Annotated in this window: 17 protein-coding genes; 4 read left to right on the forward strand and 13 right to left on the reverse strand. The window is 61.1% G+C overall.

Features of this window, described 5'->3' with window-relative positions; all coding sequences use genetic code 11:
* Window positions 1-85: 85 nt before the first annotated feature.
* The gene (locus tag JNB85_RS09500; protein ID WP_220334074.1) at window positions 86-409 is read right to left on the reverse strand and encodes a GCG_CRPN prefix-to-repeats domain-containing protein; all 324 of its coding nucleotides are present in this window, start codon (window positions 407-409) and stop codon (window positions 86-88) included.
* 1102 nt (window positions 410-1511) lie between these two features.
* Here JNB85_RS09500 and JNB85_RS09505 point away from each other — a divergent pair.
* The gene (locus JNB85_RS09505; protein ID WP_220334075.1) at window positions 1512-2294 is read left to right on the forward strand and encodes a hypothetical protein; all 783 of its coding nucleotides are present in this window, start codon (window positions 1512-1514) and stop codon (window positions 2292-2294) included.
* A gap of 226 nt (window positions 2295-2520) precedes the next feature.
* Here the strand turns inward: JNB85_RS09505 and betC are convergent, their stop codons facing one another.
* A complete protein-coding gene (betC, locus tag JNB85_RS09510; RefSeq protein WP_220334076.1) occupies window positions 2521-4035 on the reverse strand; it encodes a choline-sulfatase in 1515 nt (504 codons plus the stop codon).
* Window positions 4036-4364: 329 nt separating this feature from the next.
* On the opposite strand from betC, the gene JNB85_RS09515 reads away from it, so the two are divergent.
* Window positions 4365-5279 (forward strand): alpha/beta hydrolase, encoded by a 915-nt coding sequence (locus JNB85_RS09515; RefSeq protein ID WP_220334077.1) that lies wholly within the window; start codon window positions 4365-4367, stop codon window positions 5277-5279.
* A gap of 3 nt (window positions 5280-5282) precedes the next feature.
* Here the strand turns inward: JNB85_RS09515 and JNB85_RS09520 are convergent, their stop codons facing one another.
* The 10 genes from JNB85_RS09520 to bcoG form a co-directional block, all read right to left on the reverse strand.
* Window positions 5283-7286, reverse strand: coding sequence for a CocE/NonD family hydrolase (locus JNB85_RS09520; protein ID WP_220334078.1), 2004 nt, complete (start codon window positions 7284-7286; stop codon window positions 5283-5285).
* A gap of 56 nt (window positions 7287-7342) precedes the next feature.
* Window positions 7343-8974, reverse strand: coding sequence for an ABC transporter ATP-binding protein (locus JNB85_RS09525; RefSeq protein ID WP_220334079.1), 1632 nt, complete (start codon window positions 8972-8974; stop codon window positions 7343-7345).
* Window positions 8967-9794 (reverse strand): ABC transporter permease, encoded by an 828-nt coding sequence (locus JNB85_RS09530; RefSeq protein WP_220334080.1) that lies wholly within the window; start codon window positions 9792-9794, stop codon window positions 8967-8969. Before JNB85_RS09530 ends, JNB85_RS09525 begins: the two co-directional genes overlap by 8 nt.
* Window positions 9791-10798: an ABC transporter permease gene (locus JNB85_RS09535; RefSeq protein ID WP_220334081.1), complete on the reverse strand. Its 1008-nt coding sequence runs from the start codon at window positions 10796-10798 to the stop codon at window positions 9791-9793. Before JNB85_RS09535 ends, JNB85_RS09530 begins: the two co-directional genes overlap by 4 nt.
* Window positions 10799-10886: 88 nt before the next feature.
* A complete protein-coding gene (locus tag JNB85_RS09540) occupies window positions 10887-12476 on the reverse strand; it encodes an ABC transporter substrate-binding protein (RefSeq protein ID WP_220334082.1) in 1590 nt (529 codons plus the stop codon).
* A 120-nt stretch (window positions 12477-12596) separates the two neighbouring features.
* Window positions 12597-13379 carry a carnitinyl-CoA dehydratase gene (locus JNB85_RS09545; RefSeq protein WP_220334083.1) on the reverse strand — a complete coding sequence of 261 codons (783 nt, stop codon included), beginning with the start codon at window positions 13377-13379 and terminating at the stop codon, window positions 12597-12599.
* 6 nt (window positions 13380-13385) lie between these two features.
* Window positions 13386-15440, reverse strand: a complete 2055-nt coding sequence (locus tag JNB85_RS09550) for an acetate--CoA ligase family protein (RefSeq protein ID WP_220334084.1) — start codon at window positions 15438-15440, stop codon at window positions 13386-13388.
* A gap of 3 nt (window positions 15441-15443) precedes the next feature.
* A complete protein-coding gene (locus tag JNB85_RS09555) occupies window positions 15444-16604 on the reverse strand; it encodes an acyl-CoA dehydrogenase family protein (RefSeq protein WP_220334085.1) in 1161 nt (386 codons plus the stop codon).
* 9 nt (window positions 16605-16613) lie between these two features.
* Window positions 16614-18104, reverse strand: coding sequence for a carnitine 3-dehydrogenase (locus tag JNB85_RS09560; protein ID WP_220334086.1), 1491 nt, complete (start codon window positions 18102-18104; stop codon window positions 16614-16616).
* A 7-nt stretch (window positions 18105-18111) separates the two neighbouring features.
* On the reverse strand, window positions 18112-19014 hold the full coding sequence (bcoG, locus tag JNB85_RS09565; protein ID WP_220334087.1) for a 3-dehydrocarnitine:acetyl-CoA trimethylamine transferase BcoG: 903 nt from the start codon (window positions 19012-19014) through the stop codon (window positions 18112-18114).
* A 119-nt stretch (window positions 19015-19133) separates the two neighbouring features.
* On the opposite strand from bcoG, the gene JNB85_RS09570 reads away from it, so the two are divergent.
* Window positions 19134-20117: a GlxA family transcriptional regulator gene (locus tag JNB85_RS09570; RefSeq protein ID WP_220334088.1), complete on the forward strand. Its 984-nt coding sequence runs from the start codon at window positions 19134-19136 to the stop codon at window positions 20115-20117.
* Here JNB85_RS09570 and JNB85_RS09575 read toward each other — a convergent pair.
* Entirely contained in the window at window positions 20092-20967 is an 876-nt protein-coding gene (locus JNB85_RS09575; RefSeq protein WP_220334089.1) for a LysR family transcriptional regulator, read from the reverse strand. The two genes, JNB85_RS09570 and JNB85_RS09575, sit on opposite strands and share 26 nt — an antisense overlap.
* Window positions 20968-21081: 114 nt before the next feature.
* On the opposite strand from JNB85_RS09575, the gene JNB85_RS09580 reads away from it, so the two are divergent.
* Window positions 21082-21987: a DMT family transporter gene (locus tag JNB85_RS09580; protein WP_220334090.1), complete on the forward strand. Its 906-nt coding sequence runs from the start codon at window positions 21082-21084 to the stop codon at window positions 21985-21987.
* Window positions 21988-22064 lie beyond the last annotated feature (77 nt).

Raw genomic sequence — 22064 nt, forward strand, 5'->3', positions numbered from 1 at the left:
CGTGTAATATCGCAAACCCTCGCATTCTGCCGATGGGGGAATGGCCGAAGCGATCTTAGCTTCGGCCAACCGGTGAAAGGATCAATTACCGCCAGTCGCCATCGCGGTCCCAACGGTCGTAGCGTCTGTATTCACGCCAGTCGCGATCGCGATCCCAACGACCGTAACGTCTGTATTCCCAGCCGTGATGCGGACGATCCCAACCGTAAAAGCGTGGGGGCGGCGGTGCCCATCGATTGGGTCGGCAAAAGCCGCGTGGGCTCAGATGGTAACCGCGGCCACATGCATAATCGACCGCTATGACGTTTGCGACGGCTGGCGCCGTGACACGGCCAACAGGCGCGGCATTTGCGGCTCCAGCTGTTACTGCGGCTGCGAGAAGGGCCACCGTGACTAGAAGTTTTCGCATCTTCGTTACTCCGATTGTCAGGGGATTTAGCACCCGTCCTGGTGAACCGATGCTGAAAGCGTCGTTCACCTGAGTGACAGCTTCAGCTGCTAATCGCGCTCCCAACGATCACGCCGGTAATCGCCCCGTCGATCGCTGCTATCGGAATCGGACGTCCGCAAATGTTCCAGCACTTGCAGAACCGCGTCGGTGCAATCCTTTGTGGAATCCCCGTCAGCACACCTGAGGTCGATCCTGGTCTGGCCGTTCTCGATGTGAAACCGGGCGCCGCGCTCCCTTGGCTGCGAACGCCAATCATGGTCCACACGCTCTTCGTTCTTGCTTGAGACATTCGGCGGAAGCGGATTTTCTCTGCCGGATTCTGGCGCTGGGGATGGAGGCGGCGATGGTTCAGATGGGGCCTGAGCAAAGGCGCAAGTAGCGATCAACCCAAAGACTGCCGCCGGTAGTCCTATGATTCGTTTCATGACGTCACCTCGCTTTGTGCGAAAGTAACGAAGGGTCGAGACGATAGTTCCTATTGTGGAGCGGCGGCCGGCGCGTGCCTGGCGAGAAACTTAGCCGCCCCGCTGCCGGCGGCACGATGTGATCGGATGCTCAATGAAGGCCCTGCAGCCGATTCCGTCGTTCACTCAACAATTCATGTTGAACCAGGTCTCTCGCTTCCTTCGAAAGACCATTCGGCCCGGATAGGCCGAGCTCGATTAACCTTGTTTCGATTGGCTGGGGAACTCTATCCGCTTCATGCTGGCAAAGCCTCACAAGCCACTTCCATTCGTCGCTTGTCATGTCCCTTCGCGCGACCATCAACTGCCTCCCACCTCACAACAATCATCATTTTTTAGAAATACCACAATTCTCGCCGAAAGGCAGCCATGTAGCCGCCTCACAAGCGAGCTTTCGGACTCGTTCGATCGAAGACGCTGCAAGATCGCGAGTTGTTCCGATTTCATTCTCGCCCGCTCGGCGGGCGGGGCTCTTCGCGTCAAAATATTCGGCAAGAAGTTCAAATTGAAAGAACATGCTCAATTAGATTTTTATGGCAGGCTGCTTCAATAACCGAGATGTAACGGGCTCCTGTGCATATCGGAAGGACTATCTCATGCGGCTCTCCAGGACTATCGGCGTTCTCTGTCTCTCCACGACTCTGGCGCTCGCGCCTCTTAATGTCATCTTTACCGATCTCTCGCCTGCCTTCGCCAAGGGCGGCAACGGCGGTGGCGGGAAGGGGAGCGCCCCCTCTACCGGCAAGACCGAGAGCGGTCGCACTGCAAAAAGCTCGGGCAAAACCACGAAGTCGATCAAGCAGACCGCCAGCACGAAGAATACGGCCAAAAAGACGACCGTCGCCACAGCGCCTGCGACAGGGCCAGCAAAGAAGCCGGCAGCCGAGCTTGCCGGACTGAACTCGCTGAAGCGTAACTATCACGCGTTGATGAACACCGCGGATCCCAGGATGGCCGCGATCTCAACTTTCGCCAACGCCTACGCGCAGTACGAATTGGCAAATGGCGTTGCCCCGCCGGCTGACGATCCGGTTTTGGGCGACGCGGCTCTGACCGCAGCGCTGGCTTCGGCGACCAAGGCGGGCACCGTCAGCCCCGAAGCTTTGAGTTGGGCAAAGGATACGCTCGGCATCGGCACGGCTGTCGGAACGATCGACCAGATGAGAGAGGCGATGGCCGCCGCAGCCCCGGCGCCAGAGACGCCAACAACCGAACCGCCAGCCGGCGAGACGGCCGAGGGTAGCGAGACGGCTGACCCTGCCGTGGCTGCGGAAGGCTCCGAGACCGGAACGGAGAGCACGGCGACAACGACCGAAGCCGCACAAAGCGTGGATGCGACAGAGACCTCCGCAACGAGCAGCGAGACAACGAACCCCTGATCTTCCCTAGGGGATCTTTTGGTCTCGCTGGCTTTCATTGCCCCTTGAGTGACAAGGGGCAATGTCGGCTCTGTCTAAGGGCTTGCTACGGCTCAGCTATTCGCAATCGGAGCCTGCGCCTTCCGCACGGTGCTGTGCCGGAGGCTCTGCCCTTCGGCCGCCGCAAACGTTCTTCGATGCTTTCACGGGACAGCTGTCGCCTCGAGTCTCAGGCAAAGGTTAGCCGTCATTCGCCCCGCGGAAACCGCTGGTTCTCCTCCAGCACGTTCAGATCCATGTGATTGCGCATGTAGCGCTCGGCAGCCTTTTGCAGGGGTTGATAATCCCAGGGATAATAGGATCCTTCACGCAATGCAGGATAGACGACCCAGCGCCGTGCCTGGCTTTCTCGGACCGCCGCATCGAAACTTGCGAGGTCCCAGCGCAGTTTGGCTTGATTGAGGAGCGCGTCCAGCGTGTTCGCATGGGCCGGATCGCCGGCCAGATTGACGAGCTCGTGAGGGTCGTCCTGAAGATCGAACAACAAAGGAGGATCCTTTTCGCAAACGGTAAGCTTGAAGCGACCGTCGCGAATAGCCACCAACGGTGCGATCGATCCTTCGGCAGCATATTCCATCAGGACGGGGCTGCGCCTGCCCGAACCATCCACCAGTTGCGCCAGATTCTCGCCATCCGTCCAGTTGGCAATCGCCGCGATATCGAGACCGGCAAGGCCGGCAAGTGTCGGCGTGACGTCGAGCGTCGAAACCGGCTGATCGATCGATGCAGGTTGCCAACCGGGTGCGGCAATCATCAGCGGCACGCGGGCTGACCCATCGAAAAAGCACATCTTGAACCAGAGACCGCGTTCGCCGAGCATGTCCCCGTGGTCCGAGACGAAGAGGATGACGGTGTTGTCGCGCATCCGCCCCCGCTCCAGCACATCGAGGATCTCTCCGACTTTCTCGTCGACATAGGAGATGTTGGCGAAATAGCCGCGCCTGGCCAGGCGAATCTGCTCGGTGGTGATATCGAAGGCGGTGTAATCGCAAGCTTCGAGCAGGCGTTGCGAATGCGGATCCATCTCATCGAAAGGCAGCGGCGGAACGGTCGGGTCGAGGGCCGGGCAGTCCTCGTAGAGATCCCAGAATTTGCGCCTGGCCACATAAGGATCGTGAGGATGGGTGAAACTGACAGTCAGGCACCAGGGACGGTCGTCTTGACGGCGCGACAGGTCGTAGAGTTTTCGGGTGGCGTTGTAGGCGACTTCGTCGTCGTATTCCAGCTGGTTGGTAATTTCCGCAATCCCGGCACCCGTGACGGATCCAAGATTATGATACCACCAGTCGATGCGTTCACCAGGCTTGCGGTAGTCGGGCGTCCAGCCGAAATCGGCCGGATAAATATCTGTCGTCAGGCGTTCCTCAAAGCCATGCAACTGATCCGGTCCGACGAAATGCATCTTGCCCGACAGGCTGGTGTGATATCCGGCTGCCCTGAGATGGTGTGCATAGGTCGGAATGTCCGAAGCAAATTCGGCGGCATTATCATAGACGCGCGTCCGGCTCGGCAGCTGCCCCGACATGAAGGACGCGCGCGCCGGCGCGCAGAGAGGGCTTGCCGTATAGGTATTAGCAAAACGAACCGACCTTGACGCCAGTTCCTTCAGGTTCGGCGCATGAAGGAATTCTGCCGGTCCATCGGGAAACAGCGTGCCATTTAGCTGATCGACCATGATGATGAGAATATTGGGGCGGGCCATGTGTTGCGACTGCTCGTTGCTTGGGGGGCTGAAGGGTCTAGGGGTGCATTCGCCGCCAGTTGACGACCGTTTGACGGAAGTGATCCTCTGGGCAGCGTGGGTGCACCGGATGATGTAAGAAATAGCCGAATTGGGGACGACGAACTATCGCCTCGCCGACATCAGTTGTTCCGGGCGCTCGGGCAGCAGCTTTTTCGCAGCCACGGACCTGTCTCCGACACGAAGGGTCGCGGCAGGACAGGCGTCGAGGCGTCGCGCATGCATGATGCAATGCTGGCCGTTTGGCCAGCCGCCTCGACGGTACCTTGCGAACACGCGGAAGGAACTTCATGTCGATCGCCCGACCGGTGCCCACCGAAGAGAGCATTCTGAAATTCCTCGATATCTGCGAAGGCTTCTATCCGCCTGATGCGGTCGAGGCATCGATCGAGCAGCAACGGCAATGGTACGATGCGCTCTGCGCGCGGTTCGACCGCCTTCTGCCGCAGGGGCTGGTCTATGCCGATGGTATGGTGCAGCGCATACCGATCCGCCGCTATCGGCCGCGGACGATCACGACATCGACCGTTCTCCTTTACCTTCACGGCGGCGGTTTCGTTGTCGGCTCGCTGGAAAGTCATCATTCGATCTGTGCTGAAATCGCCGATTTTTCCGGCGCTGAACTCGTTTCCGTCGATTACCGGCTGGCCCCCGAATACCGCTGGCCGGCGCAGAGCGAGGATTGCTTCCTTGTCTTGAGACACCTGCTGTCGTCCCCCAGCAGCAAGGTCGTCGTCATCGGCGATAGCGCCGGCGCCAATCTGGCGGCGGGGCTCGCCATTAGAGCGCTGGAGGAGGGCCTACCCGGTGTCGCCGGTCAGGTCCTCGTCTATCCGGCATTGGGCGGCGACCTGCAGAAGGGTTCTTATGTAGAAATGGCAAATGCACCCGGCCTGACCGCGGCTGATGTCGCCTATTATCGCGACATCCTGCAGGCCCCGCCGCATCATCCTGTCGCCGCACCTCTTCACGCGATATCGGTACAGGGGCTTGCACCCGCCTTCATTACGGTCGCACGATTCGATCCCTTGCGAGATGACGGGCGCACTTACGCTGCCCGGCTCGCAGAGGCTGGCGTGGAAGTCTGGTTCCGCGAGGAACCGCAGATGGTGCATGCGTGGTTGCGCGCCCGCCATATGAGCGAGGGTGCCCGGGCAGGCTTCAGGGCGGTATGCGAGGCGGCGCGGCTCTTCGCATCGCGCTGACGGCTACATCAGATCGCGGGCGATTGCCGTCTCGCCAAAATCCTTCTCAAAGATCTTTATCCCGCCTTCATGGGCGATGACTGAGGCGGCGATGATCCAGTGTGTTGCCGTGCAACGGATCGATGCTGTCGCGACCGTTGTCACGGACCAACCAGGACGCTGCATGTCGCAAGTCCAGGTGGATCGGCCTGTCATCGATAGCGGATCGTTCGGCGCGATCGACCAGGTTTCCTCGCGCAGCTGCCGGGTGGAAAGACCGGTGCCGGGATGCTCGAAAAGGCCGGTATCCTCATGGATTTCATAGCGCGTGACGCCGGCCTGGAGATCGCGCACCACCTGCCGTTTTGTGGAGGCGGGTGCGTGTTCGATATATTTCGGCAGAGGATCGGGATTGTCGGGCTGTTTGATGTCGATGATCTCATGCGCGCCGAGCTTAGGCAAAGCCAGACCGATGGAGGTGATGTCGATTGTCAGCCCCGGATCTTCCGGCGGTGGCAGCACCATCGGCCAATAGGCCGTTGATAGCGACAGGCGGATACGGTGCCCCTTGCGGAAACGATAGCCGCAGGCATCGAGCGTGATGGTAATGCTTGTCAGTTCCCCCTTGTTCAGCGGCTCCGGTGCAGCATTGCCATTGCGATGAGCCAGATTGAGCACGCCGAAGGAGACGCGCGTTGCCGTGCCGTCTGGATGGACGTCGACGAGCCTTGCGCAGAGATTGGCGGTTTCGGCGTCGCACCTGAGCGTCAATGTGACGACCGGACGTCCGAGATAATCATGGTCCTCGACCAGCGGCGCGGTCTGAAAGGTCAGCGATCCGGCGTCATCGAGGCGCTGATCGATCGCCAGTTCCGCATCCGGCTTTAAGGTGAACCATTCGCCCGAGGCCGTGCCTGTATCGAGCGGCGAGCGCAGATAAACGGGATGTTCCGGCGCATGTGGGATCGGCATGCCTTCCATCAAGGCGCCGAACTGCTCGACATAGAAGCACTGCATGTCCGGCTGCTGCCAACTAGGCTTGGCGATCCAGAAACCGGGGTCCAAATCGCGGCGCGTGGCGGGCTTTATGGCATCGAGAATATAGGCGCGTATGGATGGCATGGTCTCAGCGCCGTTGCGCTCGCCGCGCAGCCAGCGGTTCCACCAGGCGATGGCTTCGCCATGAAAATCGACCCGCGGCTTCGGCCAGGCGAAATGCGGATACTTGTGGATCCATGGACCGATCAACGCCTTCGCCTTCTCGCCGAGACCCTCGGCGGCGAGCAGCGGCGTGTTGCGATAGCCATCCGCCCAGCCGGCGATGACGATGGCGGGAATATCGAAGCCTGCGAAATCTTCGCAGATCGATCCATGCCGCCAGAAATCGTCACGGCGCTGATGCTTCAGCCATTCTTCCATGAAGAAGGGTTCCTGCTCCAGGCGCTGCCGCCACATATCGCGCCAATCGTCGCCGACGATGGCCGGATCGGGGGAGCGTGATTGGTAGGCAAGCATCGTCGCGGCCCAGGAGAGCTGGGCGGAGAGATGGCAGCCGTTCTTATAGTGGATGTCGTCATTATAGCGGTCGACCGTGGAAGCGATCGAAATCACCGCCTTCAGCGCCGGGGGCTTCAAAGCAGCGACCTGCAGGCAGTTGAAGCCACCCCAGGAAATACCCATCATGCCGACCGAGCCGTTCGACCAAGGTTGCGCTGCGATCCAGGCGATCAGCTCGCAGGCATTGGCAAGCTCCAGCTCGGTATATTCGCCATCGATGATGCCGCTGGATTCGCCCGAGCCTCTGATGTCGACACGCACGCCGGCAATGCCTGCTGCAGCGAAGACCGGGTAGGTGGATTCATCACGCGGGCTTGTCCCGTCGCGCTTACGATAGGGCAGGAACTCGAAGACCGCCGGCACGGGATCCTTCTCCGCGCCGTCGGGCATCCAGATGCGCGCGGCAAGGCGTGTTCCATCGCCAAGCGTGATCCACTGGTTTTCAATCGTTGTGAAAGAGCGTTGGCTCATGATTTTTCCTGGGATGCAATCATAGAGCCGGCCAAAAAGCGGCCGGCGTTGACGGTTCAGTTGCCGGCACTTTCCATTCGCCGGGTGGTCAGCACCTTTTCAAGCCAGCCGATCTCCATTTCCGGAACGGATTTCAGCAGCAGGTCGGTGTAGTCGTCGAAGGGCGGCGAGAGCGCCTTCGACTTCGGTCCGAAGCGCACCAGACTGCCGCGGTGCATGACTGCGACACTGTCGGCAATGGCCCGCACGATGGCGATGTCGTGGGTGATGAAGATGTAGGAGAGCTCCTCCTCCTCCTGGAGCCGAAGCAGCAGCTTCAGAATGCCTTCGGCAACCAGCGGGTCGAGTGCCGAGGTCGGCTCGTCGCAGAGGATAAGTTCCGGTTTGGCGGCCAGCGCGCGGGCAATCGCCACGCGCTGTTTCTGGCCGCCCGAGAGCTCTGCCGGGTAGCGGTTCAGGAAGCCATTGCCCATCTCGATCTGGTCGAGCAATTCCTTCACGCGGTCCGTCTTCGCAGCTCCCCTGAGACCGTAGTAGAAGGTCAGCGGCCGACCGATAATGTCACGGACGGTCTGGCGCGGGTTCATCGCCGTGTCGGCCATCTGGTAGATGAGCTGGATGCGGCGCAGGTCGTCGCGTGGCCGGTGTCGGACGTCGGGCGTCAACGGGTTGCCGGCAAAAGAGATCGTCCCGACAGTTGGCGCAAGCAGGCCGGTTATGACGCGGGCGAGCGTTGATTTTCCCGAGCCCGATTCACCGACGATCGCCAATGTCTGTCCCTTCGGCACATGCAGACTGACATCGTTCAGGACCTTGAAACCATTGGAATATTCCGCGCTGACGTTTTCGACCTTCAGCAGCGCATCGGACTGATCGACAGCTTCGTGCCTCAGCGTCTGCCGGACGTTGACGAGCGCGCGGGTATAGTCCTCCCGCGGCGCTTCGATGATCTGCCGGACACTGCCGTATTCCACCGTCTTGCCATGGCGCAGCACCATGATGTCGTCGGAGATCTGGGCGACGACGGCGAGATCATGGGTAATATAAAGGGCTGCCGTATGGGTCGCCTCGATCGCATGCTTGATCGCCGCCAGCACGTCGATCTGGGTGGTGACGTCAAGTGCCGTCGTCGGTTCGTCGAAAACGATCAGTTCGGGGTTGGAGCAAAGGGCCATCGCCGTCATGGCGCGCTGCAGCTGGCCGCCCGAGACCTGATGCGGGAAACGTTCGCCGAAACTTTCGGGATGGGGAAGGCCGAGCACCTGAAACAGATAGAGCGCTCGCTTTTTCGCCTCCTGTTTGCTCATGAGCCCGTGTTTGACGGAAGCTTCGACCACCTGGTCACCGAGCCGGTGGGCGGGATTGAAGGCGGCCGCCGCCGACTGGGCGACGTAGCAGACGCGGGCGCCGCGGATCTGCCTGATGCCGCTCCTGCCGAGGCCAAGAATATTGTCGCCGTCAAGCAGCACCTCTCCGCCGATGATCTCGGCACCGCCTCGGCCATAGGCAAGTGCAGAGAGCCCGATCGTCGATTTCCCGGCCCCGGATTCACCGATCAGCCCGAGCACTCGGCCTTTCTGCAAATCAAAGGAAACGCCGTCAACGATGGTCACGCGTTTCGGCGCTTCACCCGGCGGATAGCTGGTGGCTTCGATCTTGAGATTGCGGACGGAAAGAAGATCAGGCATCGCCGCGCCCTCCCTTGAGGCTCGAGGTTCGTTTCAAAAGCCAGTCGACGACGAGGTTGACGCAGACTGCGAGAATGGCGATCGCGCTACCCGGCACGAGCGCTGCCGAAATGCCGAAGATGATGCCGTCCTTGTTGTCCTTGACCATGCCGCCCCAGTCAGCCGATGGCGGCTGGATGCCGAGGCCGAGGAAGGAGAGCGTCGAGAGAAACAGGATCGAAAAGGCAAAACGCAGGCCGAACTCGGCCAGCAGCGGTGTCAGCGTGTTCGGCAGGATCTCCCGGAAGATGATCCAGAGTTTTCCTTCGCCGCGAAGTTTGGCCGCCTCGACGAATTCCATCACAGCAACATCGAGCGCCACGGCACGGCCGAGACGATAGACGCGGGTGGAATCGAGGATCGCCATGACGAGGATCAGGACGATGATGTTTTGTGGCAGGACGGCGAGCACCACGAGCGCGAAGATCAGCGTCGGGATCGACATCATCAGGTCGTTGAAGCGCGAGAAGACCATGTCGATCAATCCACGAGAGACGGCTGCCGTAAAGCTCAAGATGACGCCGAGCGAGAAAGAGATGACCGTTGCGGCAAGCGCCACGAAAAGTGTCGTGCGCGCGCCGTAGATCAGCCGGGAGAGAATATCGCGGCCGAGATTGTCGAGGCCGAAGACATATTGCGCATCCGGAATCTGCCAGACGCTGCCGACGACTTCGGTCTCCCCGTAGGGGGCGATGAAAGGTGCAAAGAGAGCGAAGATGAAGGCGATCGCGATGCCGATCATACCGATCCAGGCGGTGATGGGGATGTCTCTCAATCTCATCTCGGATGCCTCAGCCGGGGGTTGGCGATGATGGCGAGAATATCGGCCAACATGTTGAGGAAGATATAGACGGCGGCAAAGATCAGGCCGCAGGCCTGCACCACCGGCATGTCGCGCACCGTCACGGCATCGACCATGTATTGGCCCATGCCGGGATAGACGAAGACCACCTCGACGACGACGACCCCGACCACCAGATAGGCAAGGTTCAGCGCCACGACGTTGATGATCGGCGCAAGCGCGTTCGGTGCGGCATGCTTGACGATCGAGTGAAACGCCGAAAGGCCCTTCAGCTCTGCCGTCTCCATATAGGCCGACGACATGACCGAGAGGATTGCAGCGCGTGTCATGCGCATCATGTGGGCCAGCACGACGAGCACGAGGGTCGCCGTCGGTAGGGCGATCGCCTTCAGGCGCTCGGCAAAGCCCATGCTCTCATAGACGGTTGCGGGAAAGGTGGCGACGCCGAATTTCACCGCGAAAAACATGATCAGCAGGTAGCCGATAAAGAACTCCGGTAGCGAAATCGCCGCCAGCGAAATGATGTTGATGATCTTGTCGGGCAGGCGCCCCCGGAAATGCACGGAAACCATGCCGAGCCCGACGGCAAGCGGCACGGAGATCAGAGCGGCAAAGCCCGCCAGAAACAGCGAATTGCCGAGCCGCTTGCCGATCTGTTCGCTGACGGAGTTCTTGCTGGCCCAGGATGTGCCGAAATCGCCTTGCACGGCATTGCCGAGCCACTCGACGTATCGCGTCGTCACCGGCCGGTCGAGCCCGAGATCTTTGCGGATATTGGCAACCGCCTGCGGCGTTGCCGACTGACCGAGATAGGTCGTAGCGAAATCGCCGGGAAGAGCTTCCAGGCCGCCGAAGATCAGGATGGAGACGGCAAAGAGCAGGATGATGCTGAGCACGAAGCGCTCGAGAATAAGGGAAAGCAGCGGAAAACGCTGCCGGAACCTGAGACCGGGCAGGATATTGCCTGAGGTCGGACTGGACATGATGGAGGCCTCGCGCTGAAACGTCAGGGGGACCGCGGATTTTGTCCCACGGTCCCGGCTTGCCTGGAGATCGGACAGCAGATCGGCGTCAGGCCTCCAGCCAGACGCGGGTTGCGACGTAGCCGTTCGACATGTCGTTGCCGATGTCGTGGACGTAGCCCTTCACCTGCTTGGTGGAGGCGTTCACGAAGTCGTTGAACATCGGCAGGATGACGCCGCCTTCGTCGCGGACCATCATCGCCATGGTGCGATACATGTCCTTGCGCTTGGCCTCGTCGAGTTCGGAACGCGCCTGAAGCAGAAGCTTATCGAAATCAGGGCGCTTGAAGCGGGTGTCGTTCCAGTCCGCCGTCGACAGATAGGCGGTGGAATACATCTGGTCCTGTGTCGGACGGCCGCCCCAATAGGAGGTGGAGAAGGGCTGGACGTTCCAGACGTTCGTCCAATATCCGTCGCCGGGCTCGCGCTTGACCTCTATCTCGATGCCGGCTTTCTTGCAGCTTTCCTGGTAAAGGACGGCCGCATCGACGGCACCTGGGAAGGCGACTTCCGATGTGCGCAGCAGAACCGAGCCGCTATGGCCTGATTTCTTGTAGTGGAAGGCCGCCTTATCTGGATCGTAGGCGCGCTGTTCGATACCCTCGGGAAAGAGCGCATAGGTGCTGTTGATCGGGAAGTCGTTGCCGACTTTGCCGTAGCCGCCGAGGATCTTCTGCACCATGGTTTCGCGGTCCATGGCATATTTGAGCGCGAGACGCAGGTCGTTATTGTCGAACGGCGCCTTGTCGCAATGCATGATGAAGACATAATGGCCGCGCCCGGCAGTCGAAAGGATTTCGACATTCGGAGCACGCTTCAAGAGGTTGACGGTCTTCGGGTCGACACGGTTGATGTAGTGCACCTGGCCGGACGAGAGCGCGGCGATGCGCGCCGTGGCGTCGTTCATGCCGATGATTTCGATGGAATCGACATAACCACGATCGGTGCGCCAGTCGTCCTTGTTCTTTTCGAAAGTGGCGCGCACGCCAGGCTCGAAGCTCGTGAGTTTGTACGGGCCAGTACCGATCGAGGCGAGCGGATCGTCGACACCGCCATTCGGCTGAATGACCAGATGATAATCGGTCAATAGCAGCGGCATGTCGGCGTTGCCTTCCGAAAGCGTCAGGACGAGGTTGCCGCCGTCTGCCTTGATGTCCTTGATCGAGCCGAGAACGCCGAGCGCGCCGGATTCCGACTTCTTGTCGGTATGACGCTTGAGTGTGGCGACCACGTCGTCGATCGTCAGTTCCTTGCCATTGTGGAACTTGACGCCCTTGCGGATCTTGAACGTCCAGGTTGCCGCATCCTTCGACGGTTCCCAGGATTCGGCAAGCGCCGGTACGGCGGCGCCCGTCAGCGGGTCGGATTCAACCAGCATGTCGCCCCAGCAGCGGCCGACGCAGAACATGAACTGCGACAGGAACTTCGCCGGGTCCTTGGAGTCGGTTGCAGCGCCTCCCTCCAGGCCAAGCTTCAGATGGCCGCCGCGCTTTGGCTCGGCGGCCTCGGCACTTTCGGTAAAGAGCTTGTCGGCAACGGCAAGCGTCAGGCCGGCTGCCATGGCGCGTCCCAGGAATTCGCGGCGGCTGAGGCCGCCTGCAGTCACCCGGCTTGCGAGATATTTGGTGTAGTCGTTCATTCCCCTTCTCCTTCTTATGGTGCGTTGACTTCGATTTTTGGGCATGATCCCGAACGGTTTCCTCTTCCGTCGGAGGTGCCCGCACGCTTGCGGGAAGATGATGCGGTTGCTGCCGCCTTGTTACCGTCCTTTCCAGTTAGGGCTTCGTTTCTCGGCGAAAGCCCGTGCGCCTTCCAATTGGTCCTCGCTCGAATAAAGCCGGTCGACCGTCGCAAACTGCCGTTTGGTGATTTTGTTCATGGCAGTCTGAAAGGTGGAACCCTCCGATTCACGCACGATTTCCTTGATCGCCGCGTAGACGAGCGGCGGCCCGCTTTCGAGCAGGTGGGCAAGATCCCAGGCCCGCTCCATCAGCTTGTCTGCTGGCAATATCTCATTGACGAAGCCCCAGCGATGCGCCTCATGGACGTCAAGCCAGCGGCCGGTCAGAAGCATGTCCATGGCGATATGATAGGGGATGCGCTTCGGCAGCTTCACCGAGGCGGCATCGGCAACCGTGCCGGAGCGGATTTCCGGAAGGGCGAAGGTCGCATGTTCGGCTGCGAGGATCAGGTCGGCGGAAAGCGCGATCTCCAGCCCGCCGCCGCAACAGATGCCGTTGACGGCACAGATGACCGGCTTGTTGAGATCGCGCAGCTCCTGCAGTCCGCCGAAACCGCCCACACCATAGTCTCCGTCGACCGTGTCGCCTGCCGCTGCAGCCTTCAGGTCCCATCCGGCGCAGAAGAATTTCTCACCCGCGCCGGAGATGATTGCAACGCGCAGCGCCGGGTCGTCACGGAAATCACGAAATATCAGTCCCATGGCGCGGCTGGTCGCAAGGTCGATGGCGTTTGCCTTCGGCCGGTCGATGATGACTTCCAGCACTGTGCCAGCCTGTCGGGTGCGAATGGGGTCGCTCAACCTATGCTACCTCCTCCGCCGGATCAGGGCATCGACTGCGGCCACGCCGTGACCTTCGGGAAGAACCATCAACGGATTAATGTCCAGTTCCTCCAGCCGTGCGGCATTCGTTACGACATAATCTGCCGCCCGCGCGACAGCCGTCACGATCGCTTCAAGGTCGCCTTTCGGGCGTCCGCGATATCCCTCGATCAATTTTACGATCTTCAGGCGCGAAATTGCCTCGGAAATTTCCGATTTCGTCGTCGGCAACGGCAAAATGACGGAATCCTCCAGAAATTCAACGAAAATTCCGCCGGCGCCGACCGTTAGCGATAATCCGAAGACCGGGTCGCGCGAGGCACCGACGATCAACTCGGCGACGGGCCGGTCGATCATCTTCTCGACCAGAAAACCGTCTGTCGCAGCCATCTTTGATGCGGCATCCAATACGGCCTTGGCATCCTTCAGGTTGAGTGCGACGGCGCCCGCTTCGGTCTTGTGCGTGACGCCAAGAGCCTTCAGGACAACAGGAAAGCCGAGACGCTCGGCACAATCCGCCGCCTGAAGCGGCGACCTTGCAACCCGACCTTGGGGGATACGAAGGCCGGCGAGGTCGAGTTCGGACTTCGCATCGGCCTCCGTCAGCGTTTCGATTGCGCCTTCTACAGTCGCCACATTGAGAAGCGGCAGGGGAGGCGGTTTGCGCCAGGCATGGCCGATGCCGGCTGCGACTTCCGCGGCAATCAGGGTTTCATCAATACCGCAGAAGGGAACGACGCCTTCGGCGATCAGCCGGTCGGCGACAGCCTCCGGCATGTTTTCGGGTAGGGTCGCCAGGATCCCGGCAAGCGCGCCTGTCGCAGAGGCCGCAGCGGTGACCGCGTCAGCCGTCGTCACCCAATCTGCCGCTTCGCATCGATCGGCGCGGGGAAAATCGAGGACGACGAGATTGAGGTCGTAGCGACCTTCGAACATTGCGGTGAAAGCTTCTGTCTGACGCGCAAGATCGCCCCACACGAACGTATGGTAATCCAGCGGGTTGGAGAGCGTCACCATGTCGCCGAGGATGTTTCTCAGGCGCGGCAGTTGCTTTGCTTCGAGGTCTCGGAACGTGACAGCGTGTCCGACCGCAGCATCCGCCACCAGCGAGGCTTCGCCGCCCGAACAGCTCATCGAGGAGATCGAGGCACCTTGCAGCGGGCCTTCGACATGCACGAGTTTCAGTGTTTCAAGGAGCGCTGGCAGCGTTTCGACGCGGCCGATGCCCAGGCGGGCAAGCACTGCATCGGCTACGGCGTCGCCGCCGGCAAGGGATGCGGTATGGGAGAGCGTTGCTTGTCTCGCCTGTTCCGACTTGCCGACTTTCAAAACAATAACGGGCTTTTTCGTCTGACGGGCTGCGGCGGCAAGTCGCTCGAGCGCAGCTTTGTCGCCAAAGCCTTCGACATGGAGGCCAAGCGCGGTCACGCGTGGGTCGGCGAGCAGGCCGCAGGCGACATCGCAGAGCGAGGTTTGCGCCTGGTTGCCTGATGTCACGACATAGGCGATCGGCAGGCCGCGTGTCTGCATGGTCAGGTTGAGCGCTATATTCGACGATTGGGTCAGAATCGCCACGCCACTTTCGACGCGCTTCATGCCATGCTGATCGGGCCAGAGAAGCGCGCCGTCGAGGCCGTTGATGAAGCCGTAGCAGTTTGGTCCAAGGATCGGCATGTCACCTGCAGCGCCAACCAATGCCTGTTGCAGATCGCTGCCATCGGCAAGCTCGCTCACCGCCTCACTGAAGCCCGAGGCATAACAGACCGCACCGCCGGCACCAGCCACCGACAGGCTGCGGACGATCTCGATGGTCGATATCCTGTTGACCCCGACGAAGGCGGCGTCTGGCGGCGACGGCAGGTCGGAAACGCTTCTGTAGCAGCGCCGCCCGAGGACCTCGTCGAGCGTCGGGTGAACGGGCCAGAGCTCGCCCGCAAACCCCATCCGGTCGCACTGCTCGATCACCCGACGCGCTTCGCGGCCGCCGAAGACGGCGATCGTTTGCGGTCTGAACAGGCGGTCGAGTGCGCGTGGTGTCATCAGCTACGCTCCCAGAGGCCGCAGGAGATTGCGGCTGATGATATGGCGCTGAATCTCCGACGTGCCGTCCCAGATACGTTCGACGCGCGCATCCCGCCAGAAGCGGGAAAGCGGAAGATCGTCCATCAGGCCCATCCCGCCATAGATCTGGATCGCCTCATCCGTGACGCGGGCAAGCATTTCGGAGGCGTAGAGCTTGGCCGACGCGATTTCGCGATCGGAAGATAGACCTTCATCCAGCCGCCATGCCGCCGAAAGCGTCAGCCAGTCGGCCGCGTCGATCTCGGTGACCATGTCGGCAAGCTTGAAGGAAACGCCCTGGTTGGCCCCGATCGGCCGGCCGAACTGTTTGCGCTCGGCGGCATAGGACAAAGCCATGTCGAAGGCGCGACGCGCCCTGCCGACGCAGGTGGCGGCGACCGTCAGCCGCGTGCCGTAGAGCCATTGATTGGCGAGTTCGAAACCGCGGTGCACCTCGCCCAGCACCTGGGAGGCCGGAATCCGGCAATCGGCAAAGCTCAAGGTGCAATTGTGATAGCCGCGATGGGAGACGGAATCATAGCCTTTGAGGATTTCGAAACCTGGTGTGCCGCGATCGACCAGAAACGCGGTGATCTTCTTCTTGAGGCCTTTTGGCGTTTCCTCCTCGCCGGTTGCGGCAAAGACGATAATGAAATCGGCGACATCGGCATGCGAGATGAAATGCTTGGTGCCATTGAGAACGAAATCGCCGCCGTTGCTGCGCGCGGTGCATTTCATGCCGCGCATGTCGGAACCGGCATCAGGCTCGGTGATTGCCAGTGCGTCGATCTTTTCTCCGCGGACGGCCGGACGCAAATACCGCTCACGCTGCTCGCCTTCGCATGCCATCAGGATGCCGGAGGGACGGCCGAAAAAGACCGTCAGCGCCATGGAGCCGCGGCCAAGCTCGCGCTCCACCAGCGTGAAGGTGACGTGGTCGAGGCCGGCGCCGCCCGCCTCCTCGGGGAAATTGCAGGCATAGAAGCCGAGATCGATGCATTTGCGCCGGATCTCAGCGGCAAGATCCGGCGGGACGACGCCTGTGCGCTCGACTTCGTTCTCATGCGGATGGATTTCGGTTTCGACGAAGCCGCGGACCGTCTCGACGATCATTTCCTGTTCTTCGCTGAGGCCAAAATCCATGTCGATCTCCTATCGTTTCTGGCCGACATGGCGGCCAGCCCCATCGGGGGGCGGCAGCTTTGCATGGGCCGTGGCGATCAGATTTGCCTTGTCGAGGACTGCGGCAGGCGCCGGTGTCGCCTTGCCGGCTTCGGTATCGACATGCAGCAGCATCTGCTCGGCAGTGGCGAGCACGGCGCCGCTCTCCGTGTCGCAGATCGTGTGGAAGAGGTGCAGCCGCTTGTCGTCGACTGCGAGGATCTGGCAGGTCGAATGGATGGCCTGCCCGAGTTTTGCCTCGCCAAGATGGCGGATATGGGTCTCGACGGTATAGTAGCTCCGCCCGGCCTCGACATAGGCAAGATCGACCCCGATCAGCCGCAAAAGCGCGTCAGACGTATCGCCGAAAACCTGCAGGTAGCGATGCTCCGTCATATGGCTGTTATAGTCGACCCAGGCGGGGCTCACCTTTGTCTCGACGAGCTTAAGGGGGCCTGAAGGATCTATAGCAGCGGTTTTCCCGCCGCCTGCAGCCCAGAGGGATCGTTCGAAATCCTTCAGCAACTGGCCGGCGCCCCAGCCCCTGCCGTCGTTTCCGGCCTTCAGCGCCTGCAGGATGCCGACGAGATTTTCGTCGCGGATGCGCTCCAGTGCGCGGATCGAAAGGCCGGCGGCCTGTTCGTCCGACTGTTTTCCGATCTTTTCGATCAACGCGTCGTCGAGATCGACAACGTCGGTGAGCTTCGTCCAGGGCCAGGCAAGGCAAGGCCCGAACTGGGCGAGGAAATGGCGCATGCCGGCCTCGCCGCCGGCAATGCGGTAGGTCTGGAACAGGCCCATCTGCGCCCAGCGCAGCCCGAAGGAATAGCGGATGACGTCGTCGAGCGTCTCGACGGTGCAGATGTCGTCATGGATGAGCCAGAGCGCCTCGCGCCAGAGCGCTTCGAGCAGCCGGTCGCCGACGAAGGCCTCGATCTCCTTGACGATATGGACGCCTTTCATGCCGATCGGGACCAGACGTTCCATCGCAGCCTCGATGGTGGCTTTCGAGGTCTTCTCGCCGCCGACGATCTCCACCAGCGGGAGCAGGTAGACGGGATTATAGGGATGAGCGACGAAGAGGCGCTCGGGGTGCTTCATGTCGCGCTGCAGGTCGCTCGGCAGCAGGCCTGACGTGGACGAGCCGATCAGCGCGTCCGGGCGTGCGGCAGCATCGATTTCCGTCAATACGCGGCGCTTGAGGTCGAGCCGTTCCGGCACGCTTTCCTGGATCCAGTCCGCACCGGAGACCGCCTCCTGCAGCGACGTTTCGAAGGTAAGCCGGCCGCGCGGCGGCAGCGGTGCGCCGGTCAGCATGGCATAGGCCTTTTCCGCATTGGCAAGGACCTCGCCGACGATACGGCTTGCTTCCGGATGCGGATCGAAGACGCTGACATCGATGCCGGCAAGCAGAAAACGTGCAATCCATCCCCCGCCGATGACGCCGCCGCCGATACAGGCCGCTTTGGTAATCCGTGTCATGTCGTCCTCAGCGCTTCGTCAGTTTCAGTTTCTTACGCACGTCCTCAGGACCGATGATCCTGGCCCCCATGCCTTCGACCACCTGCACGGCCTTTTCGACGAGCTGCGCATTGGTGGCGAGAGCGCCCTTGCCGATATAGAGATTATCCTCCAGGCCAACGCGGACATTGCCGCCCGCCAGAACCGCGGCAGCCGGATAGGCCATGGCGTTGCGGCCGATCGAAAAGGCCGAGAAGGTCCAGCTGTCGGGAACGTTGTTGACCATCGCCATAAAGGTATTGAGGTCGTCTGGAGCACCCCAGGGAATGCCCATGCAGAGCTGGATGAGCACCGGATCTTCAATCAGGCCTTCTTCGGCGAGCTGCTTTGCAAACCAGAGATGGCCGGTGTCAAAGGCCTCGATCTCGGGGCGTACACCAAGATCGGTCATTTTCTTCGCCATTGCCCGCAGCATGGCGGGCGTGTTGGTCATGACGTAATCGCCGAGATTGAAGTTCATCGTGCCGCAGTCGAGCGTGCAGATTTCGGGCAGGCATTCGGCGACATGGCTGACGCGCTCGGTTGCCCCTGCCATATCCGTCCCCGCCGCCTTCAAGGGAAGAGGGCTTTCGACATCGCCGAAAATCAGGTCTCCGCCCATGCCGGCCGTCAAGTTCAGCACCACATCGACGTCGGCCGAACGGATGCGGTCGGTGACCTCCCTGTAGAGGTCGTTGCGGCGGCTTGCAGCACCCGTTTCCGGATCGCGGACATGGCAGTGAACGACTGCCGCCCCAGCCTTGGCGGCATCGATCGCGGAGGCCGCGATCTGCTTGGGAGTAATGGGAACGTGGCTGGATTTCGAAACCGTATCGCCGGCACCGGTGACAGCGCAGGTGATGAAGACATCGCGGTTCATCGCAAGAGGCATGTCTGTTGTTCTCCCTCGTCTTGGGGGCATTACGCGCCAGGATGAGCGAGGATGCTTTGCATTTTCGGAATCGATCGATACATTATCGGAACAGCAAGGAGTGACTGTGGGAGGGGACTGTGCTGGAGCGATCGACGGAACGGCTCGACATCGATCTTCTCGTCCTGCCGGACACCAATCTCATCCTCATTGCCTCCGTCATCGAACCGCTGCGCGGGGCAAACCGCATCTCCGGCAGCGAGCTCTACCGCTGGCACATCTTCACGCCTGACGGCGAAGCTGTGCCGACAACCAGCCACATTTCCATACCGGCTCAGGGAACGTTCCAGACGACGGCATCGGATAGGCCGCTCTTCGTGCTGGCGAGTTACAACTGGCGACAAAGCGCGACAGCGGGCCTGAAGATGCAGCTATCGCAGGCGGCACGCCACCGGACGATGATCGCGGGCATTGAATCTGGCACCTGGCTGCTTGCGGAAGCCTGCCTGCTAGACGGTCTGTCGGCGACCGTGCATTGGGAGGACTATGAGGATTTCGCGCTTGCCTATCCGCAGGTTTCGGCCGTCAAGGACCGGTTCGTCATCGACGGCAAGCGGCTGACGACATCAGGCTCGCTGCCGACCGTGGATCTGATGCTGGAGATCATCCGGCGGCGCCAGAGCTATTCGCTGGCGCTCGAGGTCAGCCGGCTGTTCCGCTACGAGCAGCCATCCTTTCATGCCGACGAGGCGCTGTCGGCAGGCTTGCGCGTGGATGATCCGCGGGTGGCCCACGCCGTGCGGCTGATGGAGGACAATATCGAACAGCCGATCGTGCTGGCGCGCCTTGCCCGAAGGGTCGGGATCAGCGCCCGGCACCTGCAGGATCTCTTCCAGGCCTCGATCGGGGCGCCGCCCCATATCCACTATCTAGCGCTCAGACTGAACGCGGCGCGGCGCAAGGTGATAGAGACGACGGCGTCCTTCGCCGACATTGCAGCTGCAACAGGCTTCAATTCGGCCTCCGCCTTCGCGCGAAGCTATCGGGCAAGCTATTCCGAAAGCCCCTCGGAAACGCGGCGACGGTTGCGACGTCCGGTCAAGCTATCGGAAGCCCGGCCATAGGCTGGAAAGCGTCGCGCACCATTTCGGCAAGTTCGCGAACCGCTTCGCTCGACCGGAAGGTGTTGCGACGAAGCACGACCCTTGAGGAATCGACCGGCGGGAAGCCGTCCTCGGTCGTCAGCTCCCGGCAGCCAGGCGGGATGTTGCTGCGCGATAGCGTGGTCACGGCAAGACCGGCAGTCACGGCGTTCTTCAGTCCGGAGCTGGTATCGGCAATGAAAGCCACCCGGTAGTTGCGCCCGAGCTGGTGCAGCGACTTCAACGCAAAATCGCGACACCAGCTCGAGTCTCTGTAGGTTGCGATCGGCAGCGGGTCGATGTCGTGCAACCGGTGGACGATCGAGGTCACCCAGACAGTCGGGTCGATGCAGAGCACTTCGCCACTCATCTGATCGCTCCAGTCGAAAACGACGGCGAGATCGAGCTCGTCGCGTTCAAGGGCGGCGATGTTGCGGACGGTATAATCGCAGGAGATCGTAACCTCGACAGCCGGGTGACGCACGGCGAAGGCTGCAAGTGCGGCGGGCAGCACGGTCTGGCTATATTCCTCGGGAATGCCGATGCGAACCGGTCCGCCAAGCGGTTTGCTGCGGATCGTTGCGGCCGCCTCGCTCAGAAGATCGATGACACGGCGGGCATAGGGAACGAGCTGGACGCCCTGACGTGTCAGTACCACTCCTCGGGCGCCGCGTTCGAAGAGGGCTTCACCGATCGTGTCTTCCAGCTTCTTGATCGCCGCGCTGATTGCAGACTGCGTTCTGCCGACGCGCTGTGCGGCCGCCGAGAAATTGGTGGTCTCGACGACGACGAGGAAGGTCCGGAGAAGATCGCTCTCGATGGGCTCGCGCATGGACAGCCATAGAAAAAATCGATGACAACCATCTCTACTATTCGTTTGTCTGATGTCAATTGTGGGTGCAGAAAGGAGGTGCGTTCGACTTTTCCTCCTTCGAGACTTACTTACGTGACCATTGACCATCCGGCCGGGCACCTCAGTGCCGGCGAGCGCGAGAAGGGTATCCTTCTCGTCGTCGGGGCGACGCTTGCCTGGAGTGCCAGCGGGGTCTACTCGCGTCTCCTGACGACAGACGTCTGGACAGCGATCGCCTGGCGTTCGCTGTTCGGCGGGCTGTTCCTGCTGATCCCCTGCCTGTTCCTCGAAGGCGGGATATCACGAAAGCAATGGCGTTCGGTCTTGCATCCGTCCGGCCTGGCGATGATTGTCTGCCAGACGGTCAGCCAGGGCTGCTTCATCGGGGCGCTCTATATGACCAGCGTCGCGAACGTGACGATGATCTATTCGACCGCACCCTTTATCGCCGCCCTGTTTGGATGGGTCATCCTGAAAGAGGGTGTCGGACGGCGCACGATGATTGCCGGGGCCATTTCTCTTCTGGGTGTCGTTGTCATCGTCGCCTCGTCGATCGGCGGTGGCACCGGGCTCGGCGATCTCTTGGCCCTTGGCATGACGGTCTCCTTCGCGCTCGTCATCATCATCCCGCGCATCAATCCTGAAGTGCCGAGCCTGCCGCCGACCGTTGTCAGCGCCTTCCTGACGCTCGTCATCTTCGCTCCATTCGGCTCGGTCGGCTCGCTTGATCTTCACAACTGGATCGTGCTTGCAGCTTTTGGTGCGACCAATTTTTCGCTGGCGCTTGTGCTTTTCCTCGCCGGGGCCAGGCGAATGCCGCCGGCCGAAGCTGCGCTGATCGGGACGATGGAGATCGTGCTGACCCCGTTCTGGGTCTGGCTTCTGTTTTCCGAGCGACCGCCTGTCGCTACCTTCTTCGGCGGCGCCATCATCTTCTCAGCCGTTCTCTGGCATACCGCTGTGGATCTCAGCCGCGGCCGGCGGGCGCATGCCGGCTAGAAAGCGACGTCGATCGGATCGTCATTTCAGGCGGCATGGGTCAGAATAGCGGTTCGATTGCCGCTCCCACCCAAGCA

This window comes from Rhizobium mesosinicum (assembly GCF_019511345.1).
Lineage (GTDB): Bacteria > Pseudomonadota > Alphaproteobacteria > Rhizobiales > Rhizobiaceae > Rhizobium > Rhizobium mesosinicum.

What these genes read in the sequence shown, in the direction of transcription:
- JNB85_RS09575 (WP_220334089.1), bottom strand. Translation starts at nt 20,967, where the DNA reads ATGCGCGAGCCCATCGAGAGCGATCTTCTCCGGACCTTCCTCGTCGTC.
- JNB85_RS09535 (WP_220334081.1), bottom strand. Translation starts at nt 10,798, where the DNA reads ATGTCCAGTCCGACCTCAGGCAATATCCTGCCCGGTCTCAGGTTCCGG.
- betC (WP_220334076.1), bottom strand. Translation starts at nt 4,035, where the DNA reads ATGGCCCGCCCCAATATTCTCATCATCATGGTCGATCAGCTAAATGGC.
- JNB85_RS09500 (WP_220334074.1), bottom strand. Translation starts at nt 409, where the DNA reads ATGCGAAAACTTCTAGTCACGGTGGCCCTTCTCGCAGCCGCAGTAACA.
- JNB85_RS09515 (WP_220334077.1), top strand. Translation starts at nt 4,365, where the DNA reads ATGTCGATCGCCCGACCGGTGCCCACCGAAGAGAGCATTCTGAAATTC.
- JNB85_RS09555 (WP_220334085.1), bottom strand. Translation starts at nt 16,604, where the DNA reads ATGGATTTTGGCCTCAGCGAAGAACAGGAAATGATCGTCGAGACGGTC.
- JNB85_RS09550 (WP_220334084.1), bottom strand. Translation starts at nt 15,440, where the DNA reads ATGACACCACGCGCACTCGACCGCCTGTTCAGACCGCAAACGATCGCC.
- JNB85_RS09540 (WP_220334082.1), bottom strand. Translation starts at nt 12,476, where the DNA reads ATGAACGACTACACCAAATATCTCGCAAGCCGGGTGACTGCAGGCGGC.
- JNB85_RS09505 (WP_220334075.1), top strand. Translation starts at nt 1,512, where the DNA reads ATGCGGCTCTCCAGGACTATCGGCGTTCTCTGTCTCTCCACGACTCTG.
- JNB85_RS09520 (WP_220334078.1), bottom strand. Translation starts at nt 7,286, where the DNA reads ATGAGCCAACGCTCTTTCACAACGATTGAAAACCAGTGGATCACGCTT.
- bcoG (WP_220334087.1), bottom strand. Translation starts at nt 19,014, where the DNA reads ATGCCTCTTGCGATGAACCGCGATGTCTTCATCACCTGCGCTGTCACC.
- JNB85_RS09525 (WP_220334079.1), bottom strand. Translation starts at nt 8,974, where the DNA reads ATGCCTGATCTTCTTTCCGTCCGCAATCTCAAGATCGAAGCCACCAGC.
- JNB85_RS09530 (WP_220334080.1), bottom strand. Translation starts at nt 9,794, where the DNA reads ATGAGATTGAGAGACATCCCCATCACCGCCTGGATCGGTATGATCGGC.
- JNB85_RS09560 (WP_220334086.1), bottom strand. Translation starts at nt 18,104, where the DNA reads ATGACACGGATTACCAAAGCGGCCTGTATCGGCGGCGGCGTCATCGGC.